The 21,950-nt window shown below is 41.3% G+C and carries 21 protein-coding genes and 2 riboswitches; of the genes, 2 read left to right on the forward strand and 19 right to left on the reverse strand.

Going from position 1 to position 21,950, the window contains the following annotated elements; all coding sequences use genetic code 11:
- The 11 genes from E0485_RS01015 to E0485_RS01065 all read right to left on the reverse strand — a co-directional run bounded on the left by E0485_RS01015 (position 1) and on the right by E0485_RS01065 (position 8,714).
- Positions 1-612, reverse strand: coding sequence for a DedA family protein (locus E0485_RS01015; RefSeq protein WP_132415658.1), 612 nt, complete (start codon positions 610-612; stop codon positions 1-3).
- Positions 613-636: 24 nt separating this feature from the next.
- A complete protein-coding gene (locus tag E0485_RS01020; protein WP_165921037.1) occupies positions 637-1,761 on the reverse strand; it encodes a phosphatase PAP2 family protein in 1,125 nt (374 codons plus the stop codon).
- A complete protein-coding gene (locus E0485_RS01025) occupies positions 1,745-2,338 on the reverse strand; it encodes a class I SAM-dependent methyltransferase (protein WP_132416426.1) in 594 nt (197 codons plus the stop codon). Before E0485_RS01025 ends, E0485_RS01020 begins: the two co-directional genes overlap by 17 nt.
- 166 nt (positions 2,339-2,504) lie before the next feature.
- Positions 2,505-2,957: a DinB family protein gene (locus E0485_RS01030; protein WP_132415662.1), complete on the reverse strand. Its 453-nt coding sequence runs from the start codon at positions 2,955-2,957 to the stop codon at positions 2,505-2,507.
- A gap of 27 nt (positions 2,958-2,984) precedes the next feature.
- Complete coding sequence (locus E0485_RS01035) at positions 2,985-3,482, reverse strand: HugZ family pyridoxamine 5'-phosphate oxidase (protein ID WP_132415664.1); 498 nt, start codon at positions 3,480-3,482, stop codon at positions 2,985-2,987.
- A 31-nt stretch (positions 3,483-3,513) separates the two neighbouring features.
- A complete protein-coding gene (locus E0485_RS01040) occupies positions 3,514-4,302 on the reverse strand; it encodes an ABC transporter ATP-binding protein (protein WP_132416428.1) in 789 nt (262 codons plus the stop codon).
- 1 nt (position 4,303) lies between these two features.
- Positions 4,304-5,293, reverse strand: a complete 990-nt coding sequence (locus E0485_RS01045; RefSeq protein WP_132415666.1) for a FecCD family ABC transporter permease — start codon at positions 5,291-5,293, stop codon at positions 4,304-4,306.
- A gap of 40 nt (positions 5,294-5,333) precedes the next feature.
- Positions 5,334-6,344 carry an ABC transporter substrate-binding protein gene (locus tag E0485_RS01050; protein ID WP_132415668.1) on the reverse strand — a complete coding sequence of 337 codons (1,011 nt, stop codon included), beginning with the start codon at positions 6,342-6,344 and terminating at the stop codon, positions 5,334-5,336.
- Between the two features lie 270 nt (positions 6,345-6,614).
- Positions 6,615-7,304, reverse strand: coding sequence for a hypothetical protein (locus tag E0485_RS01055; protein WP_132415670.1), 690 nt, complete (start codon positions 7,302-7,304; stop codon positions 6,615-6,617).
- Between the two features lie 105 nt (positions 7,305-7,409).
- A complete protein-coding gene (locus tag E0485_RS01060; RefSeq protein WP_132415672.1) occupies positions 7,410-7,979 on the reverse strand; it encodes a TetR/AcrR family transcriptional regulator in 570 nt (189 codons plus the stop codon).
- Positions 7,980-7,985: 6 nt separating this feature from the next.
- Complete coding sequence (locus tag E0485_RS01065) at positions 7,986-8,714, reverse strand: MBL fold metallo-hydrolase (protein ID WP_132415674.1); 729 nt, start codon at positions 8,712-8,714, stop codon at positions 7,986-7,988.
- A gap of 154 nt (positions 8,715-8,868) precedes the next feature.
- Between E0485_RS01065 and E0485_RS01070 the strand changes: the two genes are divergently transcribed.
- On the forward strand, positions 8,869-9,108 hold the full coding sequence (locus tag E0485_RS01070) for a DUF3951 domain-containing protein (RefSeq protein WP_132415676.1): 240 nt from the start codon (positions 8,869-8,871) through the stop codon (positions 9,106-9,108).
- Positions 9,109-9,137: 29 nt separating this feature from the next.
- Here the strand turns inward: E0485_RS01070 and E0485_RS01075 are convergent, their stop codons facing one another.
- The 6 genes from E0485_RS01075 to E0485_RS01100 all read right to left on the reverse strand — a co-directional run bounded on the left by E0485_RS01075 (position 9,138) and on the right by E0485_RS01100 (position 19,344).
- Positions 9,138-11,441 (reverse strand): histidine kinase, encoded by a 2,304-nt coding sequence (locus E0485_RS01075; protein ID WP_132415678.1) that lies wholly within the window; start codon positions 11,439-11,441, stop codon positions 9,138-9,140.
- A 1-nt stretch (position 11,442) separates the two neighbouring features.
- On the reverse strand, positions 11,443-12,069 hold the full coding sequence (gene kdpC, locus E0485_RS01080) for a potassium-transporting ATPase subunit KdpC (protein ID WP_407944817.1): 627 nt from the start codon (positions 12,067-12,069) through the stop codon (positions 11,443-11,445).
- Positions 12,070-12,095: 26 nt separating this feature from the next.
- On the reverse strand, positions 12,096-14,126 hold the full coding sequence (gene kdpB / locus E0485_RS01085; RefSeq protein WP_132415682.1) for a potassium-transporting ATPase subunit KdpB: 2,031 nt from the start codon (positions 14,124-14,126) through the stop codon (positions 12,096-12,098).
- Between the two features lie 19 nt (positions 14,127-14,145).
- Complete coding sequence (gene kdpA, locus E0485_RS01090) at positions 14,146-15,825, reverse strand: potassium-transporting ATPase subunit KdpA (protein ID WP_132415684.1); 1,680 nt, start codon at positions 15,823-15,825, stop codon at positions 14,146-14,148.
- Between the two features lie 118 nt (positions 15,826-15,943).
- The gene (locus E0485_RS01095) at positions 15,944-16,360 is read right to left on the reverse strand and encodes a hypothetical protein (RefSeq protein ID WP_207910911.1); all 417 of its coding nucleotides are present in this window, start codon (positions 16,358-16,360) and stop codon (positions 15,944-15,946) included.
- Between the two features lie 229 nt (positions 16,361-16,589).
- Positions 16,590-16,768: riboswitch (cyclic di-AMP (ydaO/yuaA leader) on the reverse strand.
- Positions 16,769-16,923: 155 nt separating this feature from the next.
- A riboswitch (cyclic di-AMP (ydaO/yuaA leader) is annotated at positions 16,924-17,103 on the reverse strand.
- Positions 17,104-17,394: 291 nt separating this feature from the next.
- Entirely contained in the window at positions 17,395-19,344 is a 1,950-nt protein-coding gene (locus tag E0485_RS01100; protein WP_132415686.1) for an ATP-dependent DNA helicase, read from the reverse strand.
- A 185-nt stretch (positions 19,345-19,529) separates the two neighbouring features.
- Here E0485_RS01100 and msrB point away from each other — a divergent pair, with 185 nt between their 5' ends.
- Positions 19,530-20,495, forward strand: coding sequence for a peptide-methionine (R)-S-oxide reductase MsrB (gene msrB / locus E0485_RS01105; protein WP_132415688.1), 966 nt, complete (start codon positions 19,530-19,532; stop codon positions 20,493-20,495).
- 101 nt (positions 20,496-20,596) lie between these two features.
- Here msrB and E0485_RS01110 read toward each other — a convergent pair whose 3' ends face one another.
- On the reverse strand, positions 20,597-21,325 hold the full coding sequence (locus E0485_RS01110; protein WP_132415690.1) for an MOSC domain-containing protein: 729 nt from the start codon (positions 21,323-21,325) through the stop codon (positions 20,597-20,599).
- A gap of 78 nt (positions 21,326-21,403) precedes the next feature.
- On the reverse strand, positions 21,404-21,877 hold the full coding sequence (locus E0485_RS01115; RefSeq protein WP_132415692.1) for a hypothetical protein: 474 nt from the start codon (positions 21,875-21,877) through the stop codon (positions 21,404-21,406).
- Positions 21,878-21,950 lie beyond the last annotated feature (73 nt).

Here is a 21,950-nt window from a genome sequence, read left to right on the forward strand (position 1 = left end):
CTACCCTCTTTCTTTATGACCTCGATATTGCTTCAGGATTTGAACAATCAATAACATGACGAGACCAATGAGCACAAGCACCAAAATATCTATTCCGTAATTATAAATCAGTTTTCCAATTTCTTCTATATGTTTCCCTACAAAACGACCTATCGTGAAAAAAGTAAAAGTCCAGATCAATCCACTCGTATAAGCAAATAAAGCATAATGTCTGAATTTCATACGATGAAGCCCAACCAGATACGGCATCACATGTCTAACAATAGGAAGTAAATAACTTATACTGAGAGCAAATTTTCCGTATTTCTGCATCAAACGGTCGGATATTAAGAAGTATTTATCAAACTTTTGCCGGCGACGCAATCGATTTACGATCTTCTCACCCATCGTTCTGCCAAGTACATACCCTAACGATAATCCTGATATTACACCTAAATAAGTGAGCAGGAATGCAGGAATAACTAGCAATATCCCATTAGCTGTAACCGCTCCTCCAGTCATGACAATAACCTCATCTGGTATGGGTATGCCAACAATTCCTAACCACAATGCAAAGAATAAGGCCGCATAGCCGAAATCATGGATCATCATGACTAATGAATCATAATTCATCTTCAGACCTCCCTTCCCACCTGATCAACGAATCAGCACAGTCATAAAAAGTGCGGAACCAATCCCAAGCACACTACCTGCGATACAATCTGATGGGTAATGCAAGCCAAGATGGATGCGAGATAAGGCAACCGATACTGCAAGCAATAGGAGAAGAATACCATAGCTGCCTGTAATAAATAGGAACGGTGTAACTACGGCAAAAATGGCTGTTGTATGACCTGATGGAAAAGAGGAATCTTTTAACGGATTCGATCCAATATTTGCATATGGAATAGCTACATAAGGTCGATTCCGCTGCATATTTTTTTTGAGGATAACCACAATGAAGTGACTAAACGTCAATGCTGCGACACTTTGCCAACCAATCGTCTGCCACAACCCTGGCGCAAATATAGCTACAGAGACGGAACAAACAATCGTAGCAATTCCACCACCCAGATGTGTAATCACACGCATCAACCGATTAAAGAATGGCCTATGAAGCGACTGATTGAATAATTGAAATATACGTTTATCATAATGCGCGAGTTTGACTAAAGTTCGATTATGCATACACTTGCCAACAATATAGTAGAGAAATTGGGCTAATACAATTCCGCCTGCAGCATCCAGTATGACATGCTGTTTCACAAATAAGGTTGATAGGATAACCGACCAAGCGGAAATGATAAATCCGAATCGAATCATAAAGGGCACATTCTTACACTGACGAATTGCACTGAAGACAAGATAGCTGGTAAACACATGAATGCTCGGAAAGCAATTGTATGGTTGATCCGTCTGATATATGAGCCACACTATCGAATTTATTAAGCCATCTGGCGTTATGTCTGGTCGTGGCATCGTTGTTTGATAGAAATAATAGATGATGTATGAGATCACAAGACCCATACATAACGCGATTAATGTGCGATAATAGAGTTTAAGATTCTTAACATATAGAATAATTAATGCTGTTAATATTAAGGGGTACCATAGCACGTAAGGAATAATCAACCAAGAGACAAAGGGAATATGCTCATCTAAATCCGTGATTAAATTAACTGTAGTTGCATCACCATGATTCAGAATCATGTAGAATATATTCAGCACGGGGATAGCGAGAATCCATAATAACGGCTTATGTTTCTTAATCAAGTTCATCATAAACGACCTTCTTCTTCGTACATACATAGACAAAAGCAGGCGGTATATTTAAGGGGACAAAATTAATGGACTGAATATCAAAATATTGAGAAAATTGCTTCTGCATTTGTTTAGAATACTGAAATGCAATAAAGAGTCCGTCTTCCTTAAGCGAAAGAAGAACTTGGCGAATGATCTGTTCTCGCAGCTTAGGAGAGAAATTAAAGAAAGGCAAGCAGCTAAAGATGCAATCAAGTTGATCCATTTGCTCATACAGCATCGCGAATTTAAGCCCCGTAGCATCCGTATAGCACGGATAATCTTTATACTGTAGGCAGAGATCCTTACGCATGACATCATCCTTTTCAAACAATAGAACTCTTGTATCCTTGCTGGCCGCTTCTTGAATGTATTTCGTTACAGCTCCTGTTCCTGCACCGAGCTCCGCCACATTGCGAACTTGTTCCCATGGAACTACCTTCGTCATCGCTTGCGCCAGATGTTTGGAACTTGGCGTAACGCTCCCCACTTGACCAGGTGACCGTAAAAATGTCGATAAGAACAGCATCCTCTCCTGCAATAGTTCACCAATACTCATCTTCATCATCCCTTTCCTCTACCTTTCATACTCCCAATGTTATCTTGGAAATCTGCAGATTAAATGGAGGAAATTCTGAAGAAAATCTGTATTTTACAGCGGCAAAAAGCCCGCTTACAGCCTTCGGATAGGCAATAAACGAGCTTATTGGAGTAACATGCTTATTTCATGACTTCACACATTTGCGAATAAGCGCAATTTGTCCAGCATGCAGACCCGTATGATACAGCACACGCCCTAATGCTTCGCGTGGAGTGGATGGACCCATCGGCGAGTTAACAACTTGATCCCATGCATCCTCTGGTAATTCGCGCATGGCTTCAGATAGATGGCGATCCGACGCTTCTATAAACGCTAATTGCTCGGGCAGATTCGCATATATGCCATCGTCAGTGGATGGGCCACTCGCAATAAAAGAAACGGATTCTGGCTTAGGTTTGTTAAAGAACCATTCTGCGAACATATACTCAACTTCTGCACCGTGACGTAAAGTAAAGCCAATCGATGAAGTTTCGGCAGATAGCTTATACATGAGTTCTTCTTCCTTTAAGCCTTGCATTGTTTTCTGAAAGCGATCGCGAACCGCCCTCCAGACTGGATAAACAGCTTCATAACTCATATGTAACCTCCAAATTACGAATCTATCTTACTTGTCCTTCTTATCAATTACGACATGATCAAAACGATCGCCGTTTAAATCAGTATCGAACGCTTGACCAAAGCCAACAACATAACGTCCTTCATGTGGTGTAAGCTGGAACAAAGAGAAGTCTAATCCACGCAGCATATTTAACATTTTTTCGCCAAATTTATCGTTGAATAATTCAAAAATCTCTTCATGCCCTTCATTACCAAGATTCGCAGTGGAACATACCCATCTTGCACGCTCACGGGCAAATGCGTTCGGAGTTTCGGACTCATCCCCAATCATCATCACATGAATGCGCTCATTGTCATTCACATATTGGAAGTGATCAGAAATTTTGCTGATGTAAATGTAAATATGACTGTCCGTTTTAACATAAGGTGCATAGCTGATAAAAGGAACTCCTTCCGCATCTAATGTACTTAGGATTACAGACTTACGGCTATCCGTAAACTCTTTGTAACGCTGTTTAGTAGCTACTAAATCGATTGGTTTCATAGTCAATTCCTCCATATATTAGTTAACGATGTTAAATAACAGGTTGTGCACGTTTAAGTGGGTGAATTCGAGGTGACTCTGAGCCATCTGCGAACTGCACGTCTGCATCTACACCATAAATATCACGAATCATCTCGGTCGTCAGTACTTTGCTAGGTTTCCCGTATTGAACGAGATTACCCTTTTGGATCACATAGATTTTATCGCTGTATACGCTTGCTTGATTTAGATCATGCAGCACCATCACAACGGTAATGCCAAGTTCCTGGTTCAAATTCTTCACAAGCTCGAGCACTTCTAATTGATGTGCGATATCCAGATAAGTTGTAGGCTCATCGAGCAACAGAACCTTAGGTCTTTGAGCTAAAGCCATTGCGATCCATGCGCGCTGCGCCTCACCACCTGATAGAGACACAACTAACCTTTTGCGAAGAGGATGCAATGCAGTTTTCTCAATTGCCCAGTCCACAATTTCATAATCTTGATCAGAGAGACGTTCATACCACTTCTTATGAGGAAGACGACCGTAGGAAACAAGCTCCTCCACAGTCATATCTGCTGGTGTTTGATTCGATTGGCATAACATGCACATAATTTGTGAGATTTGCTTGCTGTGCAGCGACTTAAGCTCTTGTCCCGCAATACATACACGCCCGCTCTCACATGGAATCATACGGGAGATTCCCTTAAGTAACGTGGATTTACCTGAGCCATTCGGCCCTATTATCGTGACAATTTCACCTTCATTCACTTGAAATGTAAAGTTGTTAACGATCTTATTGCCGTCATAGCTTATCGATAATCCTTCTGCAGCGAGCATGTTAAACATCACCTTTTCTCATGAGATATAAGAAGTATGGCCCACCAGCAACTGCCATTACAATACCAGCAGGAATATCAAGTGGTGCGAAGAAAGTTCGACCAGCCGTATCTGCAACTAGTAGCACGAGTGCTCCTAGCCCAATGCTCATCGGAAGCGAATTGCGATAGTCTGATCCGACGATCATTCTTGCCATATGCGGAACAACAAGCCCAACAAAACCAACCATACCGACTGTCGATACTGACACAGCCGCAAGATATACAGCAATGAAGGATAAAACAATTCGAATTCGGTTAATATTTTCACCCAGATTAATCGCAGCTTGCTCTCCTAAACGAAGAATATTCACCTGTCTAATACAGAAAAGCGCTGCAATCCAACCTGCGATTGAATAGGGCATCATCACCATGACGTCAGGCATTCCCTTACCGGACATGCTTCCGTTTAACCATTGTAATGCTGCTGGGAGCTTATCGCTGTATAGAATTGACAGGAGCGCTATAATTCCGCCAAAAACGGAGTTAACGGCAACACCAGAAAGAATGACCCTTATAGGCGAAATTCCTCTCTTCTTCCAAGCTAAAGCATAAACCATTGCAGCAGCAATTGCGCCACCGACTATGGCAGCCACAGGTATGAAGGATGAATAGCTAGGTACAACTAACAGAATAAATAGTACAGAAACAGCTGCACCGCTCGATACCCCAGTTAACCCAGGGTCCGCGAGCGGATTATTCATGACAGCCTGCAAAAGTGAACCGGAGATAGCTAAGTTGGCACCAATGATTACTGCAAGCATTACTCTTGGGATCCGAATATCCCATACGATTGTATTCGATACTTCTACACCGTTACCGACGAGTGTATTCAGAATTTCTTTGGGTGAAATCCACACACTACCAAGTCCAATAGATAATATGATACCTACTACAAGAAGAATGAATGTGATGCCGATCGTAATTCCCTTTGTCTTCTTAACTTCTTGCACTTGTCTTCCTCCAATTCGATGTAACGAAGCTTAATCGTGATTATTGATATAATTTTTGAGCCATTTCTGCGTAAGCATCTGGTGCTTTAACAATAGATGCTACACCGAACAGGTTATAATCAAGTGCGACAACTTTATTGTTCTTAAACGCATTCAATTTATCCCATGCGCCGTTCTTTTTCACTTCTTCTTCAAACTTCTTAATGGCTGTATCCGGATCACCATGTGATACCAGCATGATAACGTCAGGATTAGCAGAAACAACATTCTCCATATTCAGTGCTATGTATGTTTCTTTAGATTTAAGAACATCTGATACGACGTTGGAAGCACCAAGCTTCTTCGCAATGCTGCCAGGGAATGTATTTTCGTTCATTAGCATAAAAGATTCGGCTGAACCGAATAAGAACATAACTTTTGGTGCTGGTTTATCTTTGGATAATTGAACTGCTGCTTGTTCTTGTTGATCCAGTCTTGCGAATAGATCAACAGCCTTTTGCTCTTGTTTAAATACTCGGCTCATGACAACCGTTGCTAATTTAAGATCTTCAAGTGAATCTGATGGAAGGTAAGCTGTTTTGAGAGAAGCGGGTTTGAAAATCTTCTCCAAGCTGTCTTTGATGGAGACAGGTCCAACAATGATGTCTGGTTGAAGCTTGGTAATTTGCTCAACATCAGGTTTGAGCGCAGAACCGATTTTAGCAACGTCTTTAAGACCATCCGGCAATGCGATCGTAGACGTTGGTACACCTATAGGCTTTACGTCTAATTCATTGAGAATTTCTGCCATAGCCACAGATGCACTTACCACCTTCGTAGGCATATCGGAACCGAACTGAGCCATCAATTCGGATGCTGCTTTCTCATCAACCGTAAATTGTGGTGCTTTGCTTGCTTCAGGTGTAGCTGTTGCTACAGGAGCAGGAGTTTGAATAGCTGCTGGTGTTGCAGTTGCTGCAGTTTGCTGAGAAGCTTGGCTTCCACATCCTACTGTTGCAGTTAATAGAGCTAATCCAAGAACAATACCCTTTTTACTAGACAATACTTTCATATCGTTTGATCCCACCTATAAATGTTATATGATTATAAATGATAATGATTATCAATATCATTAGTAACTTTATAACATGAATAGCCTGACAATTACAACATGTATTTTTAAATTTTTAAAAAAGTAACATCATTTCTTTTTTTGCTACAAATTAACCAATTTATGATCTAACATTTCTTGTATTCTACTAATCCAACGCAAATAAGCCCGTTATTATGTACTATAATAACAGGCTGATTAACTATGAAATTACTCCTCTAGAGTTCAGGATTAATGATAAATATGACGCACTCCATATCCCTCGCGCATCGAACCAATTAATAGATTCAAATAGTCCAGCGACGCCTGAATCTTGCTAAAATCAGGGGTGAATGTATAGGACTTGCCATTCAATAAAGATACGGCTTCAATTCGATCAGGTATATGATCAAAAGCTAGGTACGAGAAAACCGTACTCATATGGAAGTATGCCTGAATTACATCAGGCTCATCCGTTACAAAATATTTGCGAAGCAAGAAAGAATCATCCTTCTTTTCGATTAAATGAAACATGATCGAAAGCTCAAGCTCCAATTCCTCTACATGCACTGACATGGATTCAGCGTATAGTGACACAGCATTCTTGTGACTATGATTTTGTAAAAATTGCATGAGATACTTCGTAGAGATCCGTTTGACCTGCCGATAATGATGTAAGGAATCAAATCGATCGATATCATTAGTCCACACCTCATCCACGCAATCCATAATGAATGCTGGTGTTCTCGCTTCTTCAGGCATGGATTGATACGATCTGATCACCTGATCAACTGAGAACTGAGTAAGCTGCCTCCAAGACTCTGTATGCGATCCACTACAAATTCGATAATAACAGCCTGAGCATCGAACATACTGTTCAATCTCGACATCACGCATAAGCTGGGGCATTTCAACTTCTCTTACTAGTTCAGGTTTCAACACGTATCGTCCACTCCGTTTCTCGTTAAGTTGATAATGATTATCAATCACTCGAATGATAACGATTATCAATCCAAGTGTCAATACTTTTTTTATCAAATAGCTAATCTATTCTTTAACCGAGCGTATTCCAACGAGAAATATATGCAGCATCTGCTTAATGCTTACATCTAGATCTAAAGGAATCCCAAAGCCGCCTTTAGCTTCTAACGATGCGAATCCATGTAACAAGCTCCGTAAACCACGTGTCGTATGGATCGCCGCGTCTCCCTCAATTCCGTAGGATTGTAATACGCGAGTGAAAATATGGACGATATCACTTCCTAATTGCTGCAGCCTATCATCCTCATTCCCTGGTGCTGGAAGTGTTGCTTCATATAAACCTGGATGCTTCCGAACAAAAGCAATATAAGCATCAGCAATCGAATAGATCGCGTCATCTTCAGATCGGCCAATAGCTGCATTCATTAAACTGCCTCGCAGCTCCTCTAATCCATGAATGGCAAGCTCTATTCGCAAGCCAGGTAATCCATCGAAATGATTATATAAAGATGGTGGGCGGATGTTCAGTTTTTTGGCAAGTGTAGCGAGCGTTACTGCTTCTAACCCAAGTGCATCTGCAATGTCAACAGCAGCCTTAATGATCGTTGTCATATCTAATCCAATTCTCGGTGACATTCTTCCTTACACCCCTTTCAACTTCAATGCAGCTTGATTACGCATAGCTTTGGCAATAGCATCCTTAAGCGCTTGCTCCGGATTTACAAGCAAATTCCCATGACCTACGGCAAGCAAAGTAGGCTTATGTTGGGCCAATTTCATCGCGCTCTCAATAGCGACTTCCTTATTCCATGTAGCCATAGCTGGAAAAGGAAATAAAGGAACAAGCTGCCCCGATACGGCAATCCCGCCTCTTATTTGAATCGCGTCACCTGCGATCATAGCATGATCTCGTGTATCCAGAAAAGCCATCGAACCTGGCGTATGCCCTGGAGTCGCTATCGCAAGTAATGAACCAAATCGATCTCCATCTTGAAGCAATACATCTGGCCTGGTTGTCACATTCTTCGGCACACTGCCCTTGATCGGCAAATTACCTTCATTGGCTTCTAAGGATGAATCTCCTGCAAGCAGCTTTGCATCTCGCTTCGAAATATACACTTTCGCATCAGGTAACAATTGCTTCAAGCCATCTAAAGCACCAACATGATCACCATGCGCATGTGTGAGTACGATACGTGTAATGGGTTTGCCAATCTTACTGGCAGCTTTCATAATCCCCTTCACACTGTATGGCATCGCTGCATCAATCAAAGTTAAGCTATCTTCTTCCTCTACAAGATAACAATTAACGGGAAAAAATCTCGGCATAAAAGTAAGTTGGTAAACATTGTTGTGTTTGATTGTTCTCATTTAAATAACCCCCATAGCCTATAAACTAATATCGTTAGTTTTATATTAACTAATACCATTAGTTTTTGTCAAGCAGTAAATTTATTGCAACTTTCGGTTAATCTATACGTATACAAATCACTAACTAACTTCCTATAAACAGGAGTGAATGTCTATGGATTTTGGCTTGTATGTTATGCTCTCGCTAGTTGTACCCATACTAGTCCTGCTAGGAATAATCATTGTCAAGATGATAAAAGGCAAGCAGCTGCCAAGCAGCCACTATACCCCCTTCGATTACATTACAGGTCAGGCTCCATCTGAGTTTCATGAAGAAAAAGAAGATAAGGAAGATCAAGATGATGAAGGCGAGCAATATAAGAAACATAAGAAGTTTCGTTATCGTATTCGCTGATCAAACCCTTATAACGCACGTTTCTGCAGTCAATGAATGAGTAAAATATCCATGTGACGTCCATAGCGCAGAATCGTGCGTTCAACTGTGTTCGGTGACCATTTATCACGAAATGAATGATTGGACTGACCTATAATCATCTGTGTACTTTCATAACGATTTGCTTGGTCCAGCATGATTCGACCAATCGATTTTCTACTTCCCGCTTCAATAATCTCAAATGCCCCACCTAAACGCACCGTTAATTGCTGTAACAGGTCTGCTCGTTTCCTCTTCTCATCCGAAAGCGGTTCTCCAGTATGAATGTAATTTACATGCCAATCCGCCTTAAGTCTGTAAGCAATCCGGAATCCATGGCGAATTAATCGTTCTGAGTTAGCCCCCAAAGTAACACCGACGAATATCGTTTCCTTTCTTCTCCATGGTCCTCGAAGCGAACTATCCCGCTCCCATGCTTCAAGTCGTTCATCTACATCATCCGCGATTTCTCTTAACGACAACTCTCTTAGTGCAATCAAATTCCCAGTTCGAAAAAAATGATTCAATGCTTGATCAATTTTATCCGCACTATAGATCTTGCCTTCCTTCATCCGCTGCTGCAAGGAATTCGGAGATACATCAATGAGCTGGGCCTCATCAGCTAAACGCAATACATGGTCAGGCACCGTTTCACGTACACGAACCCCTGTAATTTGTTCAACTGCATCATTCAAACTCTCCAAATGCTGCACATTCATCGTAGATACGACTGAGATTCCCGCATTCAATAGTTCAATAATATCTTCATAACGTTTCTTATTTGTTGATCCAGGCACATTCGTGTGCGCTAATTCATCAACGAGTACAACCTCTGGATTTCGTTCAATGATCGCTTGTACATCCATGTCTTCTAGCTTCGTTCCATGATATAGAATTTGGGCTCTTGGAATAAGCTTTAGTGCCCCGATCTGCTCGGTTGTTTCTGCACGCTCATGCGTTTCAAGCAAACCGATCATGACATCGATTCCTTTCTTCAGCAAATCATTGCCTTCACGCAGCATCGCATACGTCTTCCCCACACCTGGTGCTGCTCCAATATAAACTTTCAATTGACCTCGCTTCATTTTACTGATATTCTCTTCAACCTGCTTATGCGTTAATCTGCGATATGCGTCTTCAGGCTGTTTAGTCCGAGTATGTCTAACAGGGAGTATACGCTCCCCGTTAGATCTTGCTCGATCAGCTACCACATATAAATCGACTAACTTAGCTTTACGCAGAATACGATTGACGATTGAGCCTTGCCAGATCTCCTGCCAACGGCTCTGTCTCGATTGTCCCAGTACAATTCGGGTAACATGATGATGCTTAGCGTAATTCAGCAATACTTCAGGCAATTTGCGTTTATGCGTGATTGGTACTTCTTCAAAGCTTGCTTCGATCTTCTTTATTAGTTTCAATATTGAGCGTTTGAACGACGCCTCTTCCTTCGATAATTCTGCATGAGGTCGTGCAAAATTAACGACGTACAAATCACCATTCAATCGTTTGGCAATTTGATAACCGCGCAGAATATGAATTGAACCATTCCAATGATATTGTGCAGAGACAAGAATGCGTTCTGCAGCCTGTGGTGCATCGATGAGCCCATTCTCCTCCTGATACTTCTTGAGTGAATCATTCACATCTTCCGCTACTAGTCGAAGTGCTAACTCACGCAGCTTGCCAATATTCCCGATTTGATAGACAGATCGTCCCTGATTCTTATTCAAGACACCTTCGGATAAACGATCTAGTATTTTCTCAGGTGTAACATCAATCAATCTGACCTCATCTGCTAGCTCTAATGTATCAGAGGGAACTGTCTCTTCTACATAGATGCCTGTCAACTTGCGGGCAGCTTCTTTGATACTTTCAAGCTCATATACGTTAAGCGTAGTAATGACACTAATACCACGGGCAAGCAAGAATTTAATATCTTCTAATCGTGTAGGAAACTTTGCTTCCTTCCGATTTCGATGTGCAAGACCATCAACAAGCACAACCTCGGGGTTGCGTTCGAGAAGACCATCTAAATTAAGATCTTTCTGAAGCACATCCCCCTTAGTCCAATGAATGCTAGGAACTCGCTCTATATCTCCAAGCTGTTCGATCGTTTCGGGACGACTCATTGTAGACACCGCACAGATTACCACATCAATTCCATGCTGTTTCAGATGCTGTCCTTCTCGAAGCATATGATAGGTTTTGCCCACTCCACTTACAGCTCCAATGTAAATTTTAAGTTTACCTTGATGAAGCTTTGAGATCGATAATAGGATTTCCTCTGGTGTCTTACGTTTAAAGCTATCCACTTTACTTGCCCCTTTGCATTAAGACATCAAGCGCCAAATTCAACTGCAATACATGAACCCTTTCTTCTCCAAACAAACCTAGACTCCTTCCTGTTGTGTGCTCTTTTACAAGCTGTTTAAGCTGCTCCTCCGATATACCGGTTAAAGCCGATATACGCGGAACTTGCACGAATGCTGATGCTGGGCTGATATCTGGATCAAGTCCAGATGCTGAATTCGTCAGTAGATCCACTGGTACTTGATCAATTGGCACTGCAGGATTATTGCTTTTCCAATCTTCAATGGATTGCTTTATTCTATCAATGAGTGCAGGATTTGATGGCCCGTAGTTATTACTGCCTGATGCCGCTGCATTGTAGTCAATACTGGATACGCGACCGTGAAAATACTTCTGATCCTTAAAGCTTTGACCAATTAGCTCCGAACCGATGACTATACCACTGCTGTTCTTAACAAGGCTGCCATTTGCACGATCAGGCATAAGAAGCTGGGCAATACCTGTTGATACAAGGGGATATAGAATGCCACATAACAAGATAAGCAATACACATAACCGAATGACGATGAATAGATAGGAACCTTTTGACTCTGTAGCTTGAACTGTTGCTTGATTTGCTGTTTGAACCATAACTCTCATTCCTTCCTTATATCCATTTATATCCACAAATGAACAACTAGATCAATCAATTTAATGCCAATGAATGGTGCGATAATACCGCCAAGACCATAGACTAGTAAATTTCGACTGAGCAGTTTATTAGCACTCATCGGCTTGTAGGATACACCTTTCATCGCAAGCGGGATCAAGATCGGAATAATGATCGCGTTAAAAATAAGCGCAGATAGAATAGCGGATTTAGGGCTTCCAAGCGACATAATATTAAGCGCATGAAGCTCCGGAATCGCAAGCATGAACATCGCAGGAATGATAGCAAAATATTTGGCAATATCGTTCGCAATACTGAATGTAGTTAATGCACCGCGTGTCATAAGCAGTTGTTTGCCAATCGCGACAACTTCAATTATTTTGGATGGGTCAGAATCAAGGTCGATCATATTCGCTGCTTCCTTCGCAGAGACTGTACCGCTATTCATAGCCAATCCAACATCCGCTTGTGCAAGTGCCGGGGCATCGTTCGTCCCATCACCTGTCATTGCAACGAGCTTGCCTTCGGCTTGCTCTCTGCGGATTACCGCAATCTTATCCTCTGGCTTACTCTCTGCAATGAAATCGTCTACGCCTGCTTCCCTTGCAATCGTTGCTGCTGTAAGCGGATTATCGCCTGTACACATGATCGTCTTAATCCCCATTTGACGAAGCTGCCCAAACCGTTCACGCATCCCTGGCTTAACCGTATCTTTCAGATAAATCAATCCAACAATCTCGTTGCCAATAGCTACTGCAAGTGGGGTACCACCAGCTGAAGCAATCACATTACTCTTCATATCTAAGTCAGTGGGTACTTCTCCACCATGCGCTGTTACCCAAGTCTTCACGGCATCAACAGCACCTTTACGTACCAATCTCCCATCTGATAAATCAATCCCACTCATTCTAGTTTCTGCTTTGAACTCAATAAACTCACCACCATCAGCTACCTCAGCATGATACGTAAAGCCTTCTTTTTTCATAAGCTCAAGCACCGATCTGCCTTCAGGTGTATCGTCTTTGAGTGAGCTAATAGCTGCCCACTCTCCCACTGTCTGAACAGAATGATTTCCTACTGGAACGAGTTCACTAGCCATCCGATTCCCGAATGTAATCGTTCCGGTCTTATCCAGGATCATCGTATTAATATCACCAGAGGCTTCAACTGCTTTACCTGACATCGCCAGCACATTGAATTGTGTCACTCGATCCATCCCTGCAATCCCAATCGCAGATAAGAGTCCGCCAATAGTCGTTGGGATTAAACATACAAGCAAAGAGATCAAGACAGGTATTTCGAGTTCAATTCCGATGTATTTAGCAATTGGCGCTAGTGTTACAACAACGATTAGGAAGATTAGAGTCAACGTCGTTAGCAGTGTGTTGAGCGCTATTTCATTCGGCGTTTGCTGACGCTTAGCTCCTTCAACAAGTGAAATCATCCGATCGATAAAGGATTCACCGGGATCACTCATTATTCGTACTTTGATGCGGTCACTGACAACACGTGTACCACCTGTCACTGAACTAAAATCTCCGCCTGCTTCCTTAATCACGGGTGCAGATTCCCCCGTAATCGCAGATTCATCGACAGAGGCTAAGCCTTCAATTACTTCTCCATCCCCTGGAATCATCTCTCCTTGTGAGACGATGACAATATCGCCTTTACGCAACTCTGTTGATGGCACTACTTTTATCCCATTGCCATTTACTTTATTCGCTATAATTTCTTTTTTCGATTTTTTCAGTGAATTTGCTTGTGCTTTACCACGACCTTCTGCTAGCGCCTCAGCAAAATTCGCGAACAGAATCGTAATGAATAAGACCAAAAATACGACGAAGTTAAAGCCAACACTATCCTCGGTACCAAAATACCCAGAGAAGATAGTCATCATGAGAACGACAAACGTTCCAACTTCAACGACGAACATGACTGGATTCTTCATCATCGTCATGGGATTTAATTTGATCAAACTATCTTTTAACGCATGTAAATACATGCTTCTTGTTATCATCTTTTTTCTCTGTGAGCTCATCACAATCCACCTCATCTAACTAACGTAATGTTAACCATTCAGCTACTGGCCCTAATACAATTACTGGTAAGAACGTTAAAGCACCAATTACGAGAACAATCGCAATCAGTAGTCCCATAAACATACGATTGTCTGTACGGAACGTCCCTATTGTCTCAGGCACCCATTGCTTTTTGACAAGAGATCCTGCAACTGCAAGCAAAGCAATGATCGAAATGTATCTACCCAGCAGCATGACTATGCCTGTTGTTATATTCCAGAACGGTGTATTATTACCTAATCCTGCAAAGCCTGAACCGTTATTGGCAGCAGATGAGGTGTATTCATATAACACCTGGGTAATGCCGTGATAACCTGGATTGCTAATTGCTGATGTGCCTAGATCCGTTACCAATGCAATCGCAGTAGGGGCCAAAATGATAAATGGGTGAACCAAGATCGCAATCGCAATTAGCTTCATTTCACGTGGTTCTATTTTGCGACCTAAGAACTCAGGTGTACGTCCTACCATTAAGCCTGCGATGAACACGGTCAGCATGGCATACATCAGCATGTTCACAAGGCCGACTCCATCACCGCCGAACACACTGTTTAGCATCATTAAGCCGAGTGGAACGATACTACCGAGTGGTGTTAAGGTGTCATGCATGTTATTGACCGACCCAGTTGTTGCTGCTGTTGTAACCGTAGTGAATAATGCCGACTGTGGAATACCAAATCGAACTTCTTTCCCTTCCATGCTGCCTTGACTTACATCCATACCCAGTGAGCTAATCGCAGGATTTGGCTGACTTTCGGCATAGTAAGCAAGTGATAAGAAACAAGTAAATAAGATCATCATTGCACCAAAAATAATCCAACCTTGCTTCTGATTCTTCGCAAATCTACCAAATGTATACGTTAATGCGGCTGGTATGCTCCACATTAATAGAATCTCGAGCACGTTTGTTAATGGATTTGGATTCTCAAACGGATGCGCTGAGTTAACCCCAAAGAAACCACCGCCGTTCGTACCCAAGTGCTTAATTGATTCAAGAGAAGCAACGGGTCCTATTGCAATCTGCTGCGTATGTCCATCAATGGTCGTCGCTTGAATCGTCGGACTTAGTGTTTGTGGTACATGAAGTGCTACTAAAACGAGAGTTGCTACAAGAGCAATTGGAAGCAATAGACGAACATGTGCTTTGACAAAATCCTCGAAGAAATTGCCTAAAGTCTTCCCTTTGCTTGTTATTCCTCTAATAAAAGCAATCGCCACAACAATCCCAGTTGCTGCCGATGCGAACATCATCATGATAATGACTGCTATTTGCGCTAAATAGGATAGCCCTGTCTCACCACTGTAATGCTGCAAATTGGTATTCGTCATGAAACTGACGATTGTATTAAACGTTAATGTTGGTTCCATATTCGTAATGCCGTTAGGGTTGAGCGGCAGCCCGCTCTGCCATCTTAAGATGCAGTACCCGATCGCTACGAGTACGATGTTGACGATAATTAAGCTCAAAGCGTACTTCTTCCAAGTCATTGCTGAATGATTTTTTAATCCGATAATTTTATAAATGACCTTCTCAATTGGTCCAAAAACACGATCCGTACGATTCGACTCATTCGAGAAAATATGATAGATATAAGTGCCTAATGGCTTTACGATTAAAATCAGTAAAACCATTACGACGATAATCTGCAGCACGCCCATGTGACTTCCCCCTATAAATTAGAACTTCTCTTCATTTCCCTCAATCAATCGATTACACCATGCAAGGAATGCGAATAATCCTCCGAATATCCCTGATAGAATAAGAACCATATATAAATCATTCATCTCTATTCCCTCCAGATTTCAATAAGAAAGATACATCATCGCTATGGGTATAGATCACATAATTCGCTCCAAGTCTCTTATATACCAGTCTTGGGTTAAAGCTATGCGTGATGACGTAAATGGGTTTAGATGTCCAGCTGCGGCACATTTGAATGTATCGGCAGCATAGATTAAAGCTATTTTCGAACAAATACACACTGCCAATCGGTGATTCAGGAATAAGCCATGTATCATATTCACCGCTTTTTACCGTTATAATGGAAGAGGTTCCTAGCTTGCGAAGTCTACCACTATCATTCTTGTTGTTCGTCAATGCTGCGAATGCTATGCCTTGTTGTTTCAATTCCTTTATGAAATTCTCACCTGCACAATTAGGGGCTGCAACGAGAATAACTTCTTGTTTTTGCACGTTAATTTCCTCCTGTATTTTTCGGCAGCAAAGACTTTCTTGCATCATAAAAAGCCGCTAGGAAAGGAACCTTTCCTGCGGCTTTAAATAAGATCACGGTCACAAGAAGAAACGGCTTCGCCGTCCTTATAGGACGGATGCGTTTCTTAAGGTATACTTAAGAATTTATTAGCCTTGCGATATAAATTCTTATATACCAATAAATAACCGTGTCTAATCGCACGAAATTGTTGCCTCTCTTGGTACGCTTACGAGGTTAGCTGTCGGATTCGGGCGTAAGAGTCGCCCTACTTGAACTTATTCTTGTGAGAATTAAGTACAAGATTCACCCCATGATGGCAATTAATGCAGCACCGATTGGTTCCCCCGTTCTTCAGTATGATTCCGAAGACTCAGCGATAAAGAACTACAATTGCTTATTCGTTTTCATAAATAGTCTACTTTTTTCATAAAAGGTCATAAGAAAACCACAGAGTCATTATTCCCTGTGGTCGCTCTATACGATCACAAGCCTCATCATCCTCTCGATTTAGCAGGAACACGGTTGTAAAAAATATTCGTTCCTGTACTTAGTACTACGCTGTCGAGGTTAGCTGACGGATTCGGGCGGTGAGAGTCGCCCTACCTGTACATGAAGTACAAGATTCACCCCAATCGGCAAGAGCATGACTCTCACATCATGATCACTTACCTTGTTTGGTTCCCCCGATCCCCTATAGAAGGAGATTAAGCGCTTAGCAATCTGAAGCTTAAACAATTCAAATTATGAAATGAATATTACTCTTGGCAAAGATTCTTGTAAAGTGAACCCAATCACAATAGAACGCCAAATAAGAATATTTTGGAATGCATATTGTGGTTGTTCCATCACGCATATACAATTAGCTCACTCTATCTCACGATCTCATCATTTTGCATTGTTGCGAGAAAAAAGGGGCGATGATATGATTTGTTCATTCTGTCTGCACAAGAAAAAGCCCAAATTATGAAACTTAACAGCGTTTCAAATAACTTGGGCTTATGGATTGGTCTATTTAGAAGCTTACACCTTTAGGGATAATCTCTTTAATTTTCTCGCGGACGAATTCATTATCATGCAATTCCTGACCTAATATCGATACACTTCCTCGATCCTCTCTTGATCGAATCAGTCTGCCAATACCCTGTCTTAGACGAAGGAGCATATAGGGCATATCAACCTCTTTAAAGGAGTCATCAGCCGCCTTACGCTTAGCAGCGAATACAGGATCATTCGGCGGAAAAGGCAACGACCAAATAATCACATTAGATAAAGAAGGTCCAGGAATATCCAGTCCTTCCCATAACGTAACAGCACATAGAATACTGTTCTCATCCTCTTGGAACGCAGCGATCAAATGACTAATTTCCTGATCACCTTCGAATAGCAGATGATACTTAGAGCATGACTCATCCTTCAACAAAATTTGTTTGAACTGCTTCAATTCTTCCTTGGAATTAAAGAGGACTAATGCCTTTCCATCTGACTCTTTGAGCAATTGGATGGCTGTGCTCGCCTTCTGCACGAACAATTGAGTTTCAGTTGAATTAGTGTCTAGCTTCGGAGCGATAAGCTTCATTTGTTCCTCATAATCGTATGGTGACGGCACAGACATCGATAAGTAGGATTTGATTCCTAAATTATCCGCTACATACTCAAATGAACCATCAAGCGATAACGTCGCTGAAGAGAAGACGACAGGCATTTTTTGTGAAAAAACATGTTCCTCCAGTACTTCTTTGACCATTTTGGGCATGATAACGAGCGTTAATCCATTCGCATCTTCGATAAGCCATGAAATTAATTGATCTTTGCCGTTATACAAGCTTAATGCGAGACCAATCATCTCCAGATGCTCTTCTACAATACGCAACTGATACTCGTCCAGTGTAAATATGCCACTTTCAAACACTAATTCCTCTTCAATTTGCCCAATTGTACTTTTAAACTTATTAATCACATTAACTAATTCGTCGGTATAAATGATTTCTTTGCGATCCGATCCTCTGACTGCTACACTATTGCGGCCTAACAACTCAAACATGTGCTCACCGAGCGAAATAGCTTCCTCAATCGTCCAAGCCAGCTCTTCCCTAACCTCACCTTGTAATAAGCGGGTAATGATTTCTTCAAATACGTTATGTTTGAGCTTGTACGTCAATGCTTTTTGCGCTGCAGCTTCGAGCAAATGCCCTTCATCGAACACAACTGAGCTATGATCTGGTAATAAAGGAAGCTGACCTTCTCTCTTACGTCCTTCGTAGGTCCAAACATGTTCCATATAGAAATCATGAGAGCAAATAATAATATCCGCCGCTTTGCGGTAATGATCTCGCGATAATGTCTGACCGCAGCGATGTCTTGCATCACAAACTAGACAGTCTTGAAACACATCCCAGTTCATTTGATTCCATTGATCGTCGTTAAGCTCCTTATAATCCTTGCGATCCCCATAATGATAAAAGCTCTGCAAGGCTCCGCTAACGTGAACAAACTCGGGCAAATCATCGTAAATATCTTGATATAACTCGGCTTCTTCGCTTTTGGTTCGAGCGATATCCAGTTTATTCAAGCATACATACTGATCTGGTGATTTCCCAAGTCTTACATCAATATTCATATTTAAATGCTTCGCAAGCTTGGCGATATCTCCTTCAGGCTTAACCAGCTGCTCAATCAAGGATTCGTCAGCACATGCGATAATCGCAGGCTTACCGATATGCCGCGCGTAACAAATCGTATATAGCAAATAAACGAGCGTTTTACCTGTGCCAACACCCGCTTCAGCAAATATGGTCTTTTTCTCTGCAAAAGCTCTTTCTAATTGAAAAGCCATGTAAATTTGTTCATCTCTAATTTCAAAGCCAACTTCAGGCAATACTTCATAGAATACGTCTGCCACAAAATCACTTACCTGCTGCACAAACGATTCGGATGGCTTATAAGCAAAAGGATACTGTTTCACTACAAATCTTTGCCCCCAATGATGATGTCTAAACTCTTATAATCGCATAACTAATGACTGAAAATCAACTAGAAAATAATTTCTATAAATAATCATCCAAAATATTGTGCAGAGCTATCATATTTTTGCCAATTGCATGACAAACATATAAAATAGAACCATTGATTAACGAAGGAGGCAATAGAATGACTAACCAGAACACAATTGAACAAGCGGCTTTTGCAGGTGGATGCTTCTGGTGCATGGTGTCGCCATTTGATGAACTACCAGGCATCATTAAAGTCATATCGGGATATACAGGTGGACATACTGTCAACCCAACCTATAAAGAAGTTTGTTCCGAAACAACAGGTCATTATGAGGCCGTCCAAATCACATTCGATTCGGCTATTTTCCCATACGAGAAGCTATTAGAGCTATTCTGGCAGCAGATTGACCCTACAGATGCAGGCGGACAATTCCATGACCGCGGCTCATCTTATCGGACGGCTATTTTCTATTACAATGAACGTCAAAAAGAACTTGCTGAAGCTTCCAAGCAGCTACTAGAACAAAGCGGTCGGTTCGACAAACCCATCGTTACCGAAATCATCCCTGCAGCTGAGTTCTACGAGGCAGAGGAATACCATCAGCATTTCTATCGCAAGAGCGTCGCGCATTATAAGAATTATCGCAGAGGCTCTGGCCGGGATGCCTTTATCAAACACCATTGGGAATCTCCAACTGACCGTGACGCGATTAAGCAACAATTAACATCCATGCAATATGAAGTTACTCAGAACAGTGCAACAGAGCCTCCCTTCCAGAATGAATTTTGGGATCATCATGAAGAAGGTATCTATGTCGATATCGTTTCAGGTGAACCCCTCTTTAGCTCTTTTGATAAATTCGATTCTGGTTGCGGTTGGCCGAGCTTTACTAAACCGCTTCGTGCCCATAATGTGACGGAGCATCAGGATTTCAATCATTTCATGATTCGGACTGAAGTGCGAAGTCACGCAGGTGATTCACATCTTGGACATGTGTTCAATGACGGTCCAGATCCGACAGGTCTTCGATATTGCATCAACTCTGCGGCGCTTAAATTCATTCCAAAGGATCAACTCGCTGAGGCGGGTTATGGCGAATATTTAACGTTATTTACGAAATAACATCATTCATATAATTAATACAGCGGTAGCCATGGACGAGAATGTAAAGTCCTAGACTGCCGCTGTTTAATTGTACTATCGTTTCCCGTTAGCCCAGGAAGCTAACAAGATTCAATTATAACCTTGTCATTTACTTGAATTTCACCGGTTCTTATAACAGTTGCGTATATACCAAAAAAGTTATTTCGCTCTTTCACAATCGTTTTTAGGAGCGTAGAATCCATTGCAGCAGTATCAGGATTTACAGTGACTATCATACATCTCTCACAATGCCGTTTTAATTCTAATTCCACTTCGTTTCCTATTTTTATCCGCTTACCGAACCAAGATTCTTCAACAAATGGAGTTTTATCAATTAATGAGATAAATAAGTTAGGTCGGAAACGTCTATAATCTACTTCCTGTCCCCATATTTCTTTTATCTTATTTACTGAAGCATCAGTAACAAGTTGTATATGTTCTTCTTCAATGGAGCCAAAGGGAACATAAGAAGGAGAATATTGAATTGAGGAAATAGCACGTTTCGATTTCATTTCTAATTGTTTGATTAGTTCCTCGTCTCCCCAATTGAAAACCATACCTTCTGGTGTAGTAATCTCAACATCTGGATAGTTATCTAGGTTCTCCTCTCCTACAAATCTTGCTTTATATAAAGCCATCTCCGGGAATTGTGTTATTGTCAAATACTTACCAGGTCTTGTTTCATCAAGAAAAGCATGGCTACGGTCACCATATAAACCATAGTCCATAACCCTGCTTTTTTGTAGACTTTCCCCATAGAATGATTTAACCGGATGACGAATGATTTCATTTATATAACCAATTAGCAATTGATTTCCCTACTTTCAATAATTCACTGGAATATCTTTCAATATTACCATATTAAACTGCTCTTTAGTTGAATCCTTTTACATAACTTCCAAAACAAAATTATAAAAAGCATCACCATGAGCGACATTCGGTTTTTTCTCATCCATCCACCACACGCCGTAAGAATAGTAATAGATTCCTTTTTGAATAGGTGCTTGAAAAGCATTATCATTTACAGCTACTTCCGTAATTTGATGATCGCCGGTGATTTGCTCGACAAAGAATTTATTCGGCATGAGGTCGGAATTTATAACGAACTTAATAACTGCTCCAGGAGAAACCGTTATTGGTTTTTCGTTCTTTAAAAGTTCAACAGGACCAATTGAATCTACACACGTACCCTGATTTTCTGATGACCAGCAATATGTGCCAAGTTTTGTTTCGTATACTTTATCGCCAATATGGATTTCAGCTATAGGCGGTTGATTTCCTGTAAGTTCTTCGGTCCTTTCCTTTCCGCATCCAGTCAGCAAAAGAAAACTGATTAATGTAATAATAAAAATCTTTTTCATGTCTTTCCCCCTAAATAGCATTGTTAACATATAAGGACGACAACAGTCTCACGATTGTTGCAATAATATTTTT

Origin of the sequence: Paenibacillus albiflavus, assembly GCF_004344915.1 — a bacterium.
GTDB classification, from domain to species: domain Bacteria; phylum Bacillota; class Bacilli; order Paenibacillales; family NBRC-103111; genus Paenibacillus_AM; species Paenibacillus_AM albiflavus.